The following is a 15,868-nucleotide window of genomic DNA, read 5'->3' as shown; positions in this document are numbered from 1 at the left end:
TATGGCTGAGAAGAAGCCTCTTTCGCCCAAGGCTAAGAAGGCGCTGATTTACGGCGGCATTGGCGCAGTCGCGATCGCTGCGATCTACGTCTCGACCCTGACCACCGAGAAAGCCCCGCCGATAGCAGAACCGACCTCGCTCTCCCTGACAGGCAACGCCGACACCCGCGCTGTTTCGTTGGAGGGCCTGAACCGTCGTCTGGCGGAACTGGAAACCGGCGGGAAACGCCAGAGCGATGACATGCGCAGCGAATTGGACCGTTTGGTGTCGGTCGTGGGCAACCTCACGCGCTCGATCGACATTATGCAGCGCGACATGAACGCCAATATTGATCGTCGCGTGAATGAGGCTGTCTCGCGGGCTGCTTCGCAAATGGCGCCTGCGCCTGTGCCTGGCCCCGTCGCTGTCCCGCCCTCGGTTTCAAGCCGTGGCTCCACCCGCGCCGCTCCCGCAGTGCCAGCCGAGAGCCCGGAAGAGATCGCCCGCCGTCGTGCGCGTGAACGTGCCCAAACCGAGCGCAACGAAAGCATCTATAAGCCAGCTGAGCCGCCGCCACTTGCGACGCCTCAGCAAGGTGCGCAGGCTCGTGTTGCCCCCCGCATCGCAGTCTATTCCTCGCCTGATCCCGAGCCTGTGGATCAGCGGCAGGAAATGCTGTCGAACATCCCAGACGTTCAGATCCCCGCAGGATCTATTCTCTCAGCCTACCTCCTGACTGGCTTGGATGCGCCTACGGGGACACGCGCCCAGCAATCGCCCGTGCCGGTCCTGATGCGGATCAAGAAAGAGGCCATTCTCCCCAATCACGCCTGGGCTGACGTGATGGACTGCCACCTGCTTGGCTCCGCCTATGGGGATCTCGGCTCCGAGCGCGTCAATATCCGGGGCGAGACGGTCAGCTGTATCCTGCGCGACAACACCGCTGTTGAAGGCTCCGTGCGCTTCTTCATTGCTGGCGAAGATGGCAAGAACGGCATCAAGGGCACGCTGGTCAGCCGCTCGGGCCGCATTCTTGCGGCAGCTGCCGGCTCCGCACTTGCACAGGGCCTTTTGTCCTCCCTCGACAGTGGCAGTGAGGGCAACGTCTTCCTCGGCGGCGCAGGCGGCGGCGGCGGCGCCATGGAAGGGGCCAGCAAAGGCTTCGACCTTCTTACCGAATACTACCTCGATCTGGCTGAACAGACTTTCCCGGTCCTCGAAGTACGTAACGACCGCTGGATTGATGTTGTCCTGACCGAAATGCTCACCATCAAGTTCAAGGGTTGATCATGCGTAAGATGCTCATCCTATCCGCCCTTCTTCTCTCCGCCTGCGGCAGTGCGAACGTGCTCGGCCAGAGCGAGGGCGAATGCGACAAGAACCCGGAGGCATGCGCCTCCGTGCGTCAGGCGCACAAGAATTCAAATGGACCTGTCTCCCCGATCCCTTCGGAAGCCGCTCTCCAGCGCGGCGATACCATGAGGGTCTGGGTGGCACCGATGCGCACCAGCAGAGGCGTCCTCACCAATTCGGGCCACATTTACCTCGAATGACGTGGCGGCGGCCCGATGTACCGCCCGTCAGAAAACCATCGTCTCAAATAAAGGAAGAGACTCCATGTTCGCTAAACTGTTCAAGAAAGTCGCTCCGCTCGCAGCAGTTGCAGCAGGCACCGCCGTTCTGGCAACCGCTGCTCAGGCGGGCACCTCGGGCACCGAGTTCCAGGAAGCTTACGAAATGCTCGTCGGCTGGATCGAGGGCTTCTTCGGCCGCGCAATGGCAGTCGCCTTCCTGCTCGTCGGCCTGTTCATGGGCATTGCCCGTCAGAACCTGATGGCATGCGGTATCTCGATTGCCGTCGCATTCGGCCTCGTGATCACCCCGACCATCCTCGACTCCATCCTGACCGCCACCGTTTCGGCTGAAACCGTCGCTGTGGAAGCAGAAGTCGCTCAGATCGCAGCTGAGTAAGTGTGAGCCGTAAACGGCCCACACTACACGCCTCGCTGGCAGCACATTTCGCGATCTGATGCCAGCTAATCGGGGGGCTGCGGGAGACGAGCCCGCGGCCCCTTTTCCTTCTATATGGGTCACATAAGATGGCGAAAGCAAAAAAGCTAATGGCTGCCGCAGTGTTCACGGGTTTTTGCCTCTCCGTGACTGGTGCCGCTGCTCAGGAACCTTCTGCTCAAATTCCCTATATCTCTGACTTCACCAATCCCGGCGTGGCCGTTCAGGTGGAGAAGGACCAGATCAAGGAATACGAGCAACTGGTCAGCCCCTTCACTCATGCGATCTCGCTGCATGGGCGTGACGGCATCGCGTATGTCAGCCAAAACGGCCGTTTTATCCTGCGCGGCGTCATCTTCGACACTTGGAACGGCGAGACGATCCAGACCATGGATCAGCTGCGCAACACCAAGAAGACCCTCAACCTTTCAGAGCTGGGCCTGAAGGACGAGGATATTGATCCGATGTTCTATGGCACCGGCCCCAAGAAGGTCACTGTCTTCGTGGATCCTCTGTGCCCCTTCTGCGGCCAGCTGTTTGACGAAATGCTCGGCAATCCAAGCTACGCACAGGAATACACCTTCAAGATCCTGACCGTCCCCTTCCTCGGTGACGACAGCACAAAGGCCGTGACCGCAATCAGCTGCGCGACCAACCGTGAGGAAGCTCTGCGCGCTCTCATGACCAAGGACCGCCGCTGGATGCAGACACAGGCTGCACCTGAAAGCTGCAACCCCGAGCCGATCATGCAGCGCACCATCCTGAGCCAGATGCTCGGGGTAACGGGGGTGCCTTACATCATCGGTGCCGAAGGCGGCATCGCCCGCGGCATGCCCGCCGATCTGCGAACCTTCCTCGCAAGCAACTGATTGGGGCCACCATGTTCGATTTCCTCCAGTACCAGAAGCTGCCCGATTACCTGCCGTGGCTCGCCTATGACGACGACAGCAAGCTGTTCCTGCTTGACGGGAACTACATCGGCTTCACCTTCTCGGCTCAGCCGCTGGCGGGATTTGAGCCCACCATGGAGCGCCGCTTTGCCTCGCTGCTCAACGCAGAGTTTCCCAAGGGCTCGATGCTGCAGTTCAACCTGATGGTCTTTGACGATGTGTCCGACCACGTGGCTGACTTCCGCAAGGCCCGCATGGGCAGCGATGATCCCCTGATCACCGCAGCCGTCAAGAAAACCGCTCAGTTCGTGCTCGATGGTGCAAAAGGCATCGGCACGAATATTCCCTTCCGCAATGCCACCCTGCTGATCTCGGTGAAGATCCCGATCAAGGCAATCACACCGGATGAAGAAGAGTGCTCGTCCTCGATGCGGCTGCGCTCTGACGTGTCTGCGCTTCTCCACACCATCGGTTTTCAGGAACTGCGCGTCCTGAACGACACCGAATTGCTCTATTACCTGTCCCAGATCTTCAATCGCGGCCACCTTGCTGCGTGGCGCAGCGGCCGCCAGCCGGTCGATGAAAGCCGCTGGCTGCGTGAACAGGTCGTGGACTTCGATAACACCGTCACAGTGGGCGAAAAGCAGGTGCGCGTGGGCGATACCTACGTCTCCTCGCTCTCGGTCAAGAAACTGCCCCGCAGCGCCTATTTCGGGCTGGCAGAGCGGCTGTCGGTGGACTCGCATTCAGGCGATCAGGGGATCCCCTGCACCCACATGATCAACTGCACGATCAAGATCGAAGATGTTTCAGAGATGAAGCCCAAGATCGAGGCGCGGCGGAATTACTATGGCAACTACGCCACCGGCCCATTTGCCCGCATCCTTCCGCAGTACCCGATCCGGCACGCTGACTGGTCGCTGCTGTCTCAGTCCATTCAGAACGGTGACACCGTGCACCGCTTCGCATTGAACATCCTTTTGTTCAGCAATTCGTCCGAGGAAGCCCGCCGCAACGCCTCCGTAACGCGGACCTATCTCAACGGTATCGGCTTCAGCTTTATGGAAGATGCCGGCGTCGTCTTCCCGCTCCTGCGCGCCAACCTGCCGCTCGGTCCGGAAAAAGAAGACCAGCGCAACCTCTCGCGTTACCGCCTGATGAACGGCACCGGGATCTCGGTATTCGTGCCCTGCTTCTTTGAGTGGCGCGGCACACCGACGCCTTTGGTTTCGCTCGTGGGGCGTGGCGGTCAGGTTATGGGGTTCTCGCCCTTTGACAGTGGCACCAACTACAACATGACGATCAGTGCTGAATCCGGCGCGGGTAAATCGTTCCTCTCAAACGAAATGATCTCATCGATCCTCGCCACGGGCGGCAAGGTCTGGGTCATCGACGTTGGCCGCTCCTACATGAAGCTCTGTGACAGCTTGGGTGGCCAGTTCCTGAGTTTCGAACAGGGGTCAAACATCTGCCTCAACCCCTTCTCGTGGGTAAAGGATGATGAAACCTTCGAGGAAGTTCAGGACATTCTGATCAGCCTGCTGGCCACAATGGCGGCCCCTCAGGCCGGTCTTGATGACTTCCAGACGAGTGCCCTGCGCACGATCCTGCTGGAACAGTTCAAGCTGCATGGGGACCAGCTGTCGATCGACCATATTGCGGACGCATGCCTTGCCCTGTCGAAAGAGCTGGGCGAGGGGCTGCAGCAGGAGTTCCGCGAAAAACGTCTCAGCGACATTTCGTTTGGCCTGCGTCCCTTCTGCAAAGACGGCCACTACGGCAAGTATTTCAACGGCCCTGCCAACATCGACTTCACCAAGAACTTCGTTCTGTTGGAGCTGGAAGAGCTGAAGAGCCAAAAGCACCTCCAAACGGTCGTGCTGCTCATGCTGATCTACCAGATCCAGAACGGCATGTACCAAGGCAGCGTGAGCATTAAGAAAATGCTCCTGATCGATGAAGCGTGGGATCTGCTTAGTGATCCGAAAATCGCCAACTTCATCGAGGCCGGCTATCGCCGCTTCCGCAAATACAATGGCTGCGCCTGCATCATCACTCAGGCCCTGACCGACCTTCACGACACGCCCACTGGCCGCGCTGTTCTGGCTAACTCGGCAGCCACCATCATGCTGCAGCAGAAGTCCACTACGCTCGACAAACTTGCCTCCGGCGAACACCCCGAGTTCAGCCGTGCGCTGTGTGAGCGCCTGAAAACCGTGCGGACTGTCAAAGGCCACTTCTCAGAGGTTTTCGTGCGGACTGCGACCGGGGCAGGCATCGGCCGGTTCGTCGTGGATCCCTTCCGCTCCCTTCTTTACTCAACGCACCCCGACGATGTGCGCGACATTAACCGCTTCAAATCGCAAGGCATGTCCACCGTTGACGCCATCACTGCGGTCATTGAAGCCCGCCAGCGTGTGAGGCTGTGATGGCCGATCACTCGATGGAAGTCACCATCTCCACCAGCCTGTCCATAGCCGCCTTTGGCGCGGCTGTGGCGGCACTTCTTTTCGTCTGGCGCACCCCGGAGCCGACGCAGCTGCTGATCTACGACAATGAGACGATCAGCGAGCAGGTGGCTCCCTATGCCGCAGCCGGTCAGAACCCGATTGCGGTTGTGGATGCGGCTGTCGCTGAGGCGATAGCGCGTGGCTATGTCGTCGTAGACTCCCGCATTGAGATCAAAGGCCCGCCCCAGAGCATTCTTCGCCTTGCTGATTTCGTTGCCATTGGTGGCGCGATTGGCCGCGATGAAGTGGTTAAACCCCTGACTGTCCTGCCGGGCACAACGCCTGTGCCGCCCCAGCCTGCCGCCCCTGTGGCGGCAGCCCCGCCCCCCGAGACCCCCAAACCCATCGGAGCCGATGTGGAAGACTTTGCCCGCCAGCTGATGGGCGGCGCAGTCAGCGCATCATCCCGCCAAAACTGAGAGGCCCGTCATGGCAGAGCGTAAGAAAAAGACGATCCACGATTTCCGCTGGCGCTTTGGCGTGAAACTCGTGGCAATGATCGCGGCTCTTGGCGGGACGGCTGCCTATGCCTCAGCCCGCTATACCATCGGCCTCGACACCCAGGAGCATCGCTGTCTGGATGAGTGGATCTATGTGATCGACACATGGAAAAAACCCACAGCAGACGACGTGCAGCGGTTTGATTATGTCGCGGTTGCCCTGACCGCAGAACAGACGCCCGCCAATGCCAAATGGCGCCCCGGTCATGTGATGGTCAAACGCGCCGTGGCCACCGATCCGGGCGATCAGGTGGAGATCACACGCGAAGGCATCAACTTCAGCCATGGCGAAGAGATCTGGGCTCATGGGACGGCCTTGGAAGCCGCTGAAATGATCGGATCCACCCCCGAGGCCTTCGAGCGGGAATTTCAGCTGGCCGAGGGTGAACTTTTCCTGATGGGCGACAATGTAAACAGCTATGACGGCCGCTATTACGGCCCCGTCCGCGAAGAGCAGATTGTGGGGACCGTCCTGTGGGCGTGGTGAGCCTCAGAACGGCGCTGGCCGCACTGGCGCTCTCCTGCGCGCCTCTCGCCTTACAGGCTCAGGAATATCGACTGAGCCCGCAGGATCTGCTGCCGCAGTCCAACTACGAATTTGATCTGCCCACTGGTGCCGAGCTTGCCAATCCCAAAGGGATGGAAGCCTTCAATAAGATGGCTGAAGAAATCCGCCAAAGCTCCACCGCAATCGTGATGAAAGACCTGCAGGAGCGTGGCATTGCACTCGGCATTCTGCCTGACGGCCAGACCCCAGCTGAAGCATTGGCGGCCGCGGCCGGCGAGGCCCGCCTTCCTGAGGGCTACCGCGTCACAATTTTCGTCAGCCGCGCTATGGGCGAAGGCGCTCTGCGCGACCTCATGAGCCTGCACCGCAACCGAAAGGATGTGCGTTTTGTTTTCCGTGGCGTGCCCGATGGCATGTCGGTCCCGGAATTTGGCTGGTGGCTGAAGGAGCTTCTGTCCCCTGACGGAGACCTGATCCAGGATCTCAACATCAACCTCGATCCCGAGCTCTTCGATCTGGCCGGCGCCGAAATGGCCCCGACAATGATCCTCGAAGACCTGAACCAGACTGACACCGCGGCCACCAACGGCAAGGACGTGGGCAAGATCATCGCCCGCGCCGTCGGCTTCAATGATCCTGACTGGCTTTATGAGCGGATGCAGAAGGGCCAGACCGATGAACGCTCCAATAATGCCGTGCCGATCGAGGAAGAAGATCTGCGCGTGCGGGCAGAGCGCGAAGCGGCCGCTGTGGCGTCGCGGTTCACCCGCGATCCTGAAGTTCTCAAAAGCCGGTATTGGGAGAGGCAGGCTGCCAGCCTGAAAACCATGCGCGTCATGCCTGCCGGCACTGACAGGCGGCGTGTGCTCCACTTCATGTACCGCGCTGGTGAAGAGATCAAAGATAACGATGGGAAAGTCCTCGCTTTCGCAGGCGAAGTCTTCCAGCCCCATGACGTGCTGCCCTTCGACCGGCGCATCTTCGTCTTCAATCCCAACATCGAGCGTGAAGTTCGTTTCATAGAGGAACAGCTTCAGACGAACCGTATGGGCGTGTCCCGGATCATGCTCATTGTGACTGAGGTTCCACAGACCCAGCCCGGTCAGGAACCTTGGGATGGGTTGCAGGCACTGATCGACCGCTTCGGCGTCCAGGTCTTCCTGCTCAACAATCACTTCCGCACCAGCTTCAGCATCGAGGCTACCCCGACCGAGATCTTCCCGGAGCAGGGAAATGGTCGCGTCGAGGTCATCAGCGAAGAGTGGGGGCTGCTGTGAGCGCCAAAAACACAATCTGCGGCCATTTCACGAACCGCATCTATGGGGAGAGGGCAGAGGCTATGACCGAGCAATATCTACCGGATCAGTCCAATATCAGAAGCATCTGCCAGAAGTGCATCCGCGCACGTGGCATTGCGCTGCCCGCAGGATATGCCGACCTCGGGGGACTTGCGCGTTGTTCCTGCTGCGCTGAAATCGCGGATTGCCGCGACCCTGATGTGCTGCGCCGCTATGCAGAGGCGGGCATCCCGCCCTCCGTCGCCTTCTACAGCTTCCCTCTCCTTCGCCACCCACTCAGCGGCGACAAGCTTCATATGAGCTCGATTGAAGCCTTCATCCTCGCCGCGACCGGCGGTGACGTGGACGACTGAGGTTGGCGATGATGAGAACCGGGCGCGACATTGACAGACTGAGAAAGCAGGCGACGGGGTTGGGCTTCTTCAATGCAGCCCTCGAAGACTTTGCCGCCAGCTATCAAAAGCTTTCGGCTCATGTGAGCCTGAATATCTGCTCTCACTGCCTCGGCAGGCAGCACCTCGAATTGAAGGCCTCAAGCATAGATCTGATGGCCTTTGGCCTTTGCGGGCAGTGCGGAAAGATCAAACGGGTCTGCGATCTGGATCTTCTGAAGCTCTACCGCGCCGCAGGCATGAGCAATTCCACCATCCTCGGGAATCTCCCTTTGCTCAGGCAGGATTTTCCCACTCGCCCGCTCCTGACCGAAGGGATGATCCTCGCTCTTTTGGAGAAGATAGACATTCCTCACGATCAGCCCGGGCCTCCCCAAGACAGCCCCGGAGGTGATGACTGATGTTTTCCAAGCTGAAAAGGACCGTCAAAACCGCCGCTTTCGCGCTGGCAGTCTCAAGCGCGGCGGCCAGCGCGGGCCAATGCCCTGCGTCGAACATTCTGACCACCGGTATCGTCTCGAACGTCTGTTGGTCGTGCATCTTCCCGCTGCGGCTTGCTGGCATCACCCTTTTCGGCAACTCGCAGTCTGAGGGCGGGACCGACAGCAACGGCTTTTCGCTCTCATCAAAGCCCCGCGTCCCGAATGGGGCCGCAAACCGTGCTGTTTGCGTCTGCTCTGACGGCCCTCTGCCCTCTGTGGGCATTCCGATTGGCATGTGGCTGCCAGATCAGATCTATGAAACCACGATGACACCGGGCTGCTCATCGGTGCTGGGAGGCGTCCAGATCGGTCTTGCCGACAAGCTTTACCTCGGCACGTCAGGCGCGCCGACGGGTGATCTTGAACAGCAAAGCTTCAATCACATCCACACCTACAGCTACCCCGTTGTTCTGATGATGGAGCTGTTCACCAAGTGCGCCGCTCAATACAGCGATATCGACATTCTCTACATGTCTGAGATCGACCCTATGTGGAACGATCCCATTGTGGCCATGTACGGCAATCCCATGTCGGTCTTCGGCTCCTCGATCATTGCTCAGGCAGCCTGCGCAGCGGATTCCATCTCATCGAGCCTCGGCCAGCCTATCGACAACCTCTTTTGGTGTGGAGGATCGTGGTCGTCCACCATGGCCCCCTATACCGGCTATGAGCACGCTCAGGGCACCATGCAGTTCAGCTCTGCAACCGCCCAAAAACTACTCGCAATGAACGCGGCGCGGGGCATCACCCGCAGGACAGTAGGCAACGATGCCCTCTGTCAGGCGCAGTACACGCCCATGGTCAAACGCTCTCATTACCGCTGGCAGACGGCCTGGCCTCGCCCTGAAGGCACGCGCAACCATGCCTCTGGTGAATCTGTGCTTCGCTGGGGAGCCGCCCGCGTCGTCCCCGGCGTCGCGGAAATGCCCATCTACCTCCGCTGGAGCTGGACTGACTGCTGTGCATCCATAATCGGGAACTGAGGCCATGAATCCATTCATTCAAAAACTCGGTGCGACCCTCAGCCTGATCGGCATGATCCATGCTTCAGTGGCTGACATTGCATGGGCCCAGACCATGGACACCGGGACAGCAGCGGGGCTTGCGAACACCGATCTGTTCAAACCCAATCCCGGAGCCCTGTACGGCAATAACAATGGGAATGTCGAAATCATCGGCGTCTCTCCCGGCGGTTCCAACCTAAGTTTAGGAACGTCCGATCTCTATTTTGGCGCACCGCCTCAGTCCGAGCAGGGCGGCGCTCTGCCTCAGGTCAACACCTATGAAGACCTGTACGCCCACCGGGACCAGCAGATCGGCAACCTCCAATCCGGTACGGGCAACTTCAGCTCAACCGGCAGCCTGAACGCCGAAGCGGCAGCGCTCGAAGTCCTGCGGGGCAGCAACAATATTCCCTCGGTCAGCGGAGACAGTTTCCTCGTCCCATCACGCGATCTGATGGATGATCCAAATGTTTCTGCCGAGTTTGGGCAATGCATCGTTCACCAGATCCAGGAGGAAATTACCCACGAATACACCGATAGTGTCACCGAAACCTGTGACACTCTGGGTATTGATACCTCCCCGATGATCGCTCAGCGCCAATACCGTGGGCCTGCCGAGCTGTTCACCTATGTCTGGGACAATGGTCACTACTGCCAGCACGGCGGTCGCAGAATTGGGGTCGATGTGCCCGAGACCTGCGGCAAGCTCTCGATCCTGCAAGCTATCCCTGAAGCGACCAATGGCGGCGTGGTCCGCGCTCAGTCATGTGGTGGCAACAGGGGCTGTGTTGAGCTCGTGCTGGACATGAATAACCAGCCTCACGCTGTGGGCATTAACTTCACAGTCCGCAGCAATATCAACCTGACCCGTGCGAACCTGCGCTTTAACCAGCCGCAGGGAACCCCCCACACCCTCACGTATCAGGGCGGCAATATCTGGCTGCCAAACGAGGGCCGTGACCTCCCTGAAATCGTCCAGACCAGAGGCCAGATCCAAAGGCTCGCATATCGAAGCCAAAACAACTATGTCCGCGAGCCGGCGTCAGGCAGCATCTACGTCCCCACCCGTTACGGGCAGCCTGTCGGACATGTATGGAACATCAACAACGACGGCCGTGTCCGGAGCATTCATTGGGATGGCGTCCTCATTGCCGAACCTTGGCAAAATATCAGCTCCATCACAGTAGGCGAATGGACGTACCGCCCGGACTACAGCCAACGCTATCAATATGTGTTGGGCTGGGGCCATCCGATCTACCGTGAGCGACAGGGGGGCGGATCTTCAGGCACGTTGACCACGCGCCTCGAATTTACGGAAGAGCTTTTCACCCCATGGGTCTTCAACGCGAACCGGTGGGCTGAAATTCAGCTGCTGGCGCAGGAACAGTCCTGCAACATCGCCTACACGGTCAACGCCACAGCCCGAAACGCCAACGGATGCGTCAATGCCCTGATCGGATCTTCAGGCCAGTCTGGTCAGATTTGTGGTGGCGACATCCCTGTTTCGCCATTCGATGGCCTCACAGACCGCGCAGCAACCCAGATCAGCGTCACCCCGATCTGCAACTTTGGTGGCGTAGATGAGGACGGGGATGAGTCATTCACCGAGGCCAACACCTGCACGCGCCTCGAAGAGGATGAAACCTGCACCTACATGGGCCGTGAGTGCGTCGAAGAGCTGAGCAATGGCCAGTGTCTCGTTTATGAAAGCCGATACTCATGCGGTCGGACGCTGAGCTACACGTCGCCAGTCGTCAAAGAGATCAACATCTGCAACAGCGATATGTCGTGCTTCGGCGGCGATTGCCTCCCCAACACCGGCACAGACGGCACCATGGATCTGGCCGATGCGGCCTCCAAGCTGGCCGCGGTCGATATGATCCTGACCGACATGCAGTGCACGATCGACCCGAATGCGGCCAATGTTGAGAACGAAATGATGGCCTGCCAGCTGTTCGCCGGTACGGGATCTAACTGCTCTCGCGTGACGCTGGGCCTCTCTAACTGCTGCCAGAACGCCAAAGGGGTGAACCTCGCTGATTATCTGCAGCTTGCTTTCGCGACCTCGCGCATTTCGCGGATCGTAGAAGGCACCGCGCTGGCCAACCCCATCACGTCGTCCTGGGTCTCTATGGAGAACTTCGCCCGCGACAGCTTCTCATCGCTCACTCGGCCTATCACAGAGACATGGGAAGGCATCATCGGCAACAGCGGTGTCACCGGGCAGGGCGCAGGCGCGCTGAGCATGGAAGCCGTTAAGCAGGGGATGATGAAGAACGTCGCGCAATGGACCAGTAATATCTTCGGTGAACAGGCGGCCAATGCAATCTTCCAAGTGGGCGGCGGGCCTGCCGTTGCCAACGGCGCTCTGCAACAGGGCACCATTTCCCTGACCTCTGGCGCCGCCTCGGTCATGAGCGCGGTGATGACAGCCTACACCGTCTATGCGCTTATCTCAGTGCTTGTTGAGATCCTGTTTGCCTGCTCAGAAAGTGAACAGGAGCTTCAGGTACGAAAGGCCCTCCGATCAACGCATGAGATCGGCACATGGTGTTCCACCAAGATCTTAGGGAAATGCGTCAAGCGAAAGACTGGCTATTGCATGTTCAACTCGCCCTTGGCGCGCATCATGAACGAGCAAGCCCGTCTACAGCTGAACATCCCGTGGGGGCCGCCAGAGAACCCGGATTGCCGTGGCATCACGCTTGCCGAGTTCCAGAACCTCGATATGGAGCGGGTGGACCTGTCTGAATGGACCGGAATGCTCGCCGCCAGCGGCATGCTCGACATGAGCTCTACCAACATTGAGTCTATGACTGGTGTTGGCTCAACACTCGGCCGTGCCCAAGAGGATCTTTATCCGAGGGAAAATGCCATTGATCGCAACCTGAACCGCCTCGATGGGATCGATCTTGATGGCCTTCGCAACGATGCGGTGAACGATTTTGGCATGGGAGTAGTCCAATGATGGGCCTCGACAGCACCACAACTCTCATGCTTGGGAGCTTCGCCGTAATCGTTGTTCTGGCGGCCGCATGGCATTTGCAGACACGGTTCGGGGCCAAGGCGCGTCAGGTTTACACCTCCAAGCGCCTCCTGAACGCCTCTGAGGGAAAGCTTTACGTGTCACTTGAACGGTGGCGCCGGGAAAACGCACGAGATCTGAACCTGTCCACTCAGGTCTCTTACGGGGCGTTCATCGGAGCTAAAGAGCACGATGACTGGCGGAAAGTCGCAGCGAAGCACGCTGACTTCGTGTTCTGGGGCCGGGATGGCTACGTGCGGGCTATCGTAGAATTTGACGGGTCCGGACATTACGGGGATAGTCGTGATGCTGCGCAAAAGGTCCAAGCGAGAGACGAAATCAAAAATGCTGCCGCGATCTCAGCGAACATCCCTCTGATACGCATCCCACAGGGGACAAGTCAGAAGGATCTGGAAGACACTCTTGCAGCGGTTCTGCTGCCTGCAAAGGGGCCAAAGATCGTGACGAATGCCGCAGATAATGTGGCGCATTTGAAGGTTTGAGGGACAAGTAGATGATCAAAGTATCACCCATATTCGCGGCCCTTCTTCTCGCTGGTTGTGTGAGCACAACGCAGCCGGCCCAAACAACAGCCCCGGCTGGCACCGCCTCAAACATCGCTGAACGAGCGGGCTACGCCAGTGCCCAAGGGCAGCGAAATGCCTCCAGAGCGAATTATGACAGTGCCGTGGACGCAGGCATCGCAGCGGGCATGACCCGTGATATGGGTGGCGCAGGGCTTGCACTAGGGGTTCTGGGCTGGCTGGCAAGCTCGCCTGATAATATGTGGGCAGACCCCTCGCTCCTCATCACTGCACGGCCAGGCACTGACAGAAATGCTCTCGCTACCCGATATGGCGAGATGGTCTACCGCGCCACGGGGCATCAGCTCGAACGCAGCGGTTATACCCGCGTCACCAACCCCAGTAACCCGACGACTGTCACCTTCATTCAGCCAGGCTGCAAAATGACCTCACGGGGACATTACGAGCAAAATTGCTCACGCACCTATTGGGTATCAGTCATACCTACCAAAGACGCGAACACTCTCAAACTGATGCCCGGATCGAACACCAATCTTGGCGATCTTGAAACCTTCAACCGCCGTGTGATGGCCCAAGCGCCCAATGAGCTTTCTCTGTTCATTCCGGCCAAGAAAGTGAGCGGTAGGGTCCAACCCGCTCGCGTGATCCACAAGGGTAAGGAAACCGCCGTTTAAGCTTCTGTAGGGCGATCTGGGGCACTACAGGCACCGGGATCCGAACTTTATTGCATCAGGGGGGGCAAAAGGCATAGTAAAGTCCTGACGCCCCCCAACCAAAGGAGACAGAACACCAGGCGCTTAAAAAGCAAAACCCCCGCTGTGGAGAACCACGAACGAGGGTGATGCGAGAAAATCTCTGACAAGTTTTTCTACCGCATCTCCCCTCAAGCACGCAAGATGAAAAAGCGCATTTGTGCGAACGGTACAGATTTGCCTTTTTATCGCGAAAAAAACGCTTTTTGGGGGCGAAAAGCCTCAAAAAATGATCGTATAACGCCCGTTTTCCATGGCTGAACCTAAATGTCGTTCTTGCAACACCGACATGTGAAAGGGTAATCAGGAAAGGGAACATCCAGATCTTAGAGGCACCAACGGAGACTCAGTAGGCCCCAAAAAGCAAAACCCCCGCTGTGGCGAACCAAGCGAGGGAAGAGCTGTAGAAGAATAAATTGAGCCCTTATTTTCTACAGCCTTCCTGCCATCATGACAAGAGCCAAACGCATTTGTGCGAACGGTTCGACTTTGCCTTGATTTGACCACTGCGGTTCATAGGACAGAGCAGTGAAAAATGAGAAAAATCAATAACTTACAGCTACAAGCTCAACGCTTGGCTGAGGAGTTCAGGGGGTTGCCCCCTGGCTTCTCGAAATATGATCTTTGCGATGCAATCACCGCAGCGCAGGGTTGGTTAGGCGTAAATCAGGACTGCATTTCGCTTCTGATTTTCCTGATCAAGCGGACCCGTGATGAGGACTGGATGCCCGGTCGTCACCCACTGGTGGCATGGAATCGCTTCCTCATCTGCCATCATTTTGACTGGTCCGATGACAAACTCGGCCGTGTGGAAAAGGATCTTTCTGAAGCTCAGCTGATAAGCTTCGTAGACTCGTCAAACTGCAAGCGCTTCATGAACCGCAACAACGACGGCTCGATCTCAGACGACAGTGCCGGCATTTCTCTCGCCCCGTGCGGCGTCCGCGCCTTGGAAATTCAGGCGCTCGCGCATTCCGTGAATGAAGAAGGCAGAGCACTGTTTGACACCTATGGCGAGATCTTCGCTATTCGTGGTGAGCTTCAGCGCCTGACCGCGCTCCGAGAGCTACCACATGAGCTTGTCCAGCTGGCAAAGGCGAAGATCAAAGAACTGCCTCAGCGCCGGACTCGAAAGCACGCACTTTCCTATCTGCGCTCGATGCTGGCCGTCTCTAACGAGATGGTGAAGAATCTTAACCGCTTCCTGGGGCTGGAGAACGATACGCAGCAACAGCCGGCGTCTGCAGAAGCTGCTCTTCCAGAAAGCGCGCCAGCCAGCTCTTCAAAGTCAGTCAGCCATGCAGCAGCCCGCTGCGGCCGGGATGCGTCTCCTGCAAAACCGCGGCCCCAGTACCGCAAATTTGCGGAGCATAAATCTCCTGACTCAAATTTCCCTAAAGATGATTCAAAAATCATTAGGATTTTGGAGGCTTCGCCTGATGTATTCAAAGCGTACCTCGAACAGGAGCACGATCGATTAGGGCAAAGAAACTGGCAAAGCAGCCTGCAAAAGGCGCTTGAGCGCTATGCCGGTGATCTGAGCCTTCATGCATCACTTATCCAGCGTATGAGTGCTCTACATGGCTATGAGAATGCGCTTCAGGCAGTGTTAGCAGTTGGCCATATGTCCGAAAAGGGCGCTCACATCAGTCATCCTGCAGCCTATGCCATGTCAGTAGCTAAGCAGCGCAATCGCGTGCTTCAGTAGAGTTCAGTATCTACCGTTTTATGGCAACACTTTGAAAAGAAATTGTAATCCTAAACTGATGGTTTTGGCTTTTGCTAGCATGATAGTAAGCGGGGAGCCGAGACCGTTCAGGCGCGGTAATTCCACGGCATCGGAGGGTCGATGTCGGAACTGGGCGATTGGTTTGCGATGCAATGACTTGGGGAGCCATGCGGCGGGCCCGGCTATTTCAGCACACTACTCTCATGATCGCCGTCAACAAATTTGTCATGCCAATCCGGTCGG

The 15,868-nt window shown here is 58.1% G+C and carries 15 protein-coding genes; all 15 read left to right on the top strand.

All coding sequences use genetic code 11. From position 1 onward, the window contains the following. Position 1 precedes the first annotated feature (1 nt). The 15 genes from EG244_RS10070 (at position 2) to EG244_RS10000 (ending at position 15,604) form a co-directional block, all read left to right on the top strand. Positions 2–1,267, top strand: a complete 1,266-nt coding sequence (locus EG244_RS10070) for a TrbI/VirB10 family protein (protein WP_124964888.1) — start codon at positions 2–4, stop codon at positions 1,265–1,267. Between the two features lie 2 nt (positions 1,268–1,269). After that, positions 1,270–1,533: a hypothetical protein gene (locus tag EG244_RS10065; RefSeq protein ID WP_124964887.1), complete on the top strand. Its 264-nt coding sequence runs from the start codon at positions 1,270–1,272 to the stop codon at positions 1,531–1,533. 64 nt (positions 1,534–1,597) lie between these two features. Beyond that, positions 1,598–1,951, top strand: a complete 354-nt coding sequence (gene traA / locus EG244_RS10060) for a TraA family conjugative transfer protein (RefSeq protein WP_124964886.1) — start codon at positions 1,598–1,600, stop codon at positions 1,949–1,951. Positions 1,952–2,079: 128 nt separating this feature from the next. Beyond that, positions 2,080–2,859 (top strand): DsbC family protein, encoded by a 780-nt coding sequence (locus EG244_RS10055; RefSeq protein WP_124964885.1) that lies wholly within the window; start codon positions 2,080–2,082, stop codon positions 2,857–2,859. 11 nt (positions 2,860–2,870) lie between these two features. Then, complete coding sequence (gene traC, locus EG244_RS10050) at positions 2,871–5,309, top strand: type IV secretion system protein TraC (protein ID WP_124964884.1); 2,439 nt, start codon at positions 2,871–2,873, stop codon at positions 5,307–5,309. Further along, positions 5,309–5,809, top strand: a complete 501-nt coding sequence (locus tag EG244_RS10045) for a hypothetical protein (protein WP_124964883.1) — start codon at positions 5,309–5,311, stop codon at positions 5,807–5,809. The genes traC and EG244_RS10045 overlap by 1 nt, the downstream gene beginning before the upstream one ends. 10 nt (positions 5,810–5,819) lie before the next feature. Then, positions 5,820–6,377 carry a S26 family signal peptidase gene (locus EG244_RS10040; protein ID WP_124964882.1) on the top strand — a complete coding sequence of 186 codons (558 nt, stop codon included), beginning with the start codon at positions 5,820–5,822 and terminating at the stop codon, positions 6,375–6,377. Then, positions 6,365–7,675 carry a TrbC family F-type conjugative pilus assembly protein gene (locus EG244_RS10035; RefSeq protein ID WP_124964881.1) on the top strand — a complete coding sequence of 437 codons (1,311 nt, stop codon included), beginning with the start codon at positions 6,365–6,367 and terminating at the stop codon, positions 7,673–7,675. The genes EG244_RS10040 and EG244_RS10035 overlap by 13 nt, the downstream gene beginning before the upstream one ends. After that, positions 7,672–8,049: a hypothetical protein gene (locus tag EG244_RS10030; RefSeq protein ID WP_124964880.1), complete on the top strand. Its 378-nt coding sequence runs from the start codon at positions 7,672–7,674 to the stop codon at positions 8,047–8,049. Before EG244_RS10035 ends, EG244_RS10030 begins: the two co-directional genes overlap by 4 nt. Before the next feature lie 8 nt (positions 8,050–8,057). Next, positions 8,058–8,489: a hypothetical protein gene (locus EG244_RS10025; RefSeq protein WP_124964879.1), complete on the top strand. Its 432-nt coding sequence runs from the start codon at positions 8,058–8,060 to the stop codon at positions 8,487–8,489. Further along, positions 8,489–9,553, top strand: a complete 1,065-nt coding sequence (locus EG244_RS10020; RefSeq protein ID WP_124964878.1) for a TraU family protein — start codon at positions 8,489–8,491, stop codon at positions 9,551–9,553. The genes EG244_RS10025 and EG244_RS10020 overlap by 1 nt, the downstream gene beginning before the upstream one ends. Positions 9,554–9,557: 4 nt before the next feature. Beyond that, positions 9,558–12,542, top strand: coding sequence for a conjugal transfer protein TraN (gene traN, locus EG244_RS10015; protein WP_124964877.1), 2,985 nt, complete (start codon positions 9,558–9,560; stop codon positions 12,540–12,542). Further along, on the top strand, positions 12,539–13,102 hold the full coding sequence (locus tag EG244_RS10010) for a DUF2726 domain-containing protein (RefSeq protein ID WP_124964876.1): 564 nt from the start codon (positions 12,539–12,541) through the stop codon (positions 13,100–13,102). The genes traN and EG244_RS10010 overlap by 4 nt, the downstream gene beginning before the upstream one ends. Positions 13,103–13,113: 11 nt before the next feature. Beyond that, positions 13,114–13,818: a hypothetical protein gene (locus EG244_RS10005; protein WP_124964875.1), complete on the top strand. Its 705-nt coding sequence runs from the start codon at positions 13,114–13,116 to the stop codon at positions 13,816–13,818. Positions 13,819–14,431: 613 nt separating this feature from the next. Next, positions 14,432–15,604 carry a helix-turn-helix domain-containing protein gene (locus EG244_RS10000; RefSeq protein WP_124964874.1) on the top strand — a complete coding sequence of 391 codons (1,173 nt, stop codon included), beginning with the start codon at positions 14,432–14,434 and terminating at the stop codon, positions 15,602–15,604. The last annotated feature ends 264 nt before the right edge of the window (positions 15,605–15,868 follow it).

It is taken from the genome of Falsigemmobacter faecalis, from assembly GCF_003863335.1.
GTDB classification, from domain to species: domain Bacteria; phylum Pseudomonadota; class Alphaproteobacteria; order Rhodobacterales; family Rhodobacteraceae; genus Wagnerdoeblera; species Wagnerdoeblera faecalis.
This window is presented reverse-complemented; position numbering and strand designations above follow the sequence as displayed.

Coding starts and splice junctions, on each gene's coding strand:
- EG244_RS10010 (WP_124964876.1), top strand. CDS start 12,539: ATGATGGGCCTCGACAGCACCACAACTCTCATGCTTGGGAGCTTCGCC.
- EG244_RS10005 (WP_124964875.1), top strand. CDS start 13,114: ATGATCAAAGTATCACCCATATTCGCGGCCCTTCTTCTCGCTGGTTGT.
- EG244_RS10065 (WP_124964887.1), top strand. CDS start 1,270: ATGCGTAAGATGCTCATCCTATCCGCCCTTCTTCTCTCCGCCTGCGGC.
- EG244_RS10020 (WP_124964878.1), top strand. CDS start 8,489: ATGTTTTCCAAGCTGAAAAGGACCGTCAAAACCGCCGCTTTCGCGCTG.
- EG244_RS10000 (WP_124964874.1), top strand. CDS start 14,432: ATGAGAAAAATCAATAACTTACAGCTACAAGCTCAACGCTTGGCTGAG.
- traC (WP_124964884.1), top strand. CDS start 2,871: ATGTTCGATTTCCTCCAGTACCAGAAGCTGCCCGATTACCTGCCGTGG.
- EG244_RS10055 (WP_124964885.1), top strand. CDS start 2,080: ATGGCGAAAGCAAAAAAGCTAATGGCTGCCGCAGTGTTCACGGGTTTT.
- EG244_RS10045 (WP_124964883.1), top strand. CDS start 5,309: ATGGCCGATCACTCGATGGAAGTCACCATCTCCACCAGCCTGTCCATA.
- EG244_RS10070 (WP_124964888.1), top strand. CDS start 2: ATGGCTGAGAAGAAGCCTCTTTCGCCCAAGGCTAAGAAGGCGCTGATT.
- EG244_RS10040 (WP_124964882.1), top strand. CDS start 5,820: ATGGCAGAGCGTAAGAAAAAGACGATCCACGATTTCCGCTGGCGCTTT.
- traA (WP_124964886.1), top strand. CDS start 1,598: ATGTTCGCTAAACTGTTCAAGAAAGTCGCTCCGCTCGCAGCAGTTGCA.
- traN (WP_124964877.1), top strand. CDS start 9,558: ATGAATCCATTCATTCAAAAACTCGGTGCGACCCTCAGCCTGATCGGC.
- EG244_RS10025 (WP_124964879.1), top strand. CDS start 8,058: ATGATGAGAACCGGGCGCGACATTGACAGACTGAGAAAGCAGGCGACG.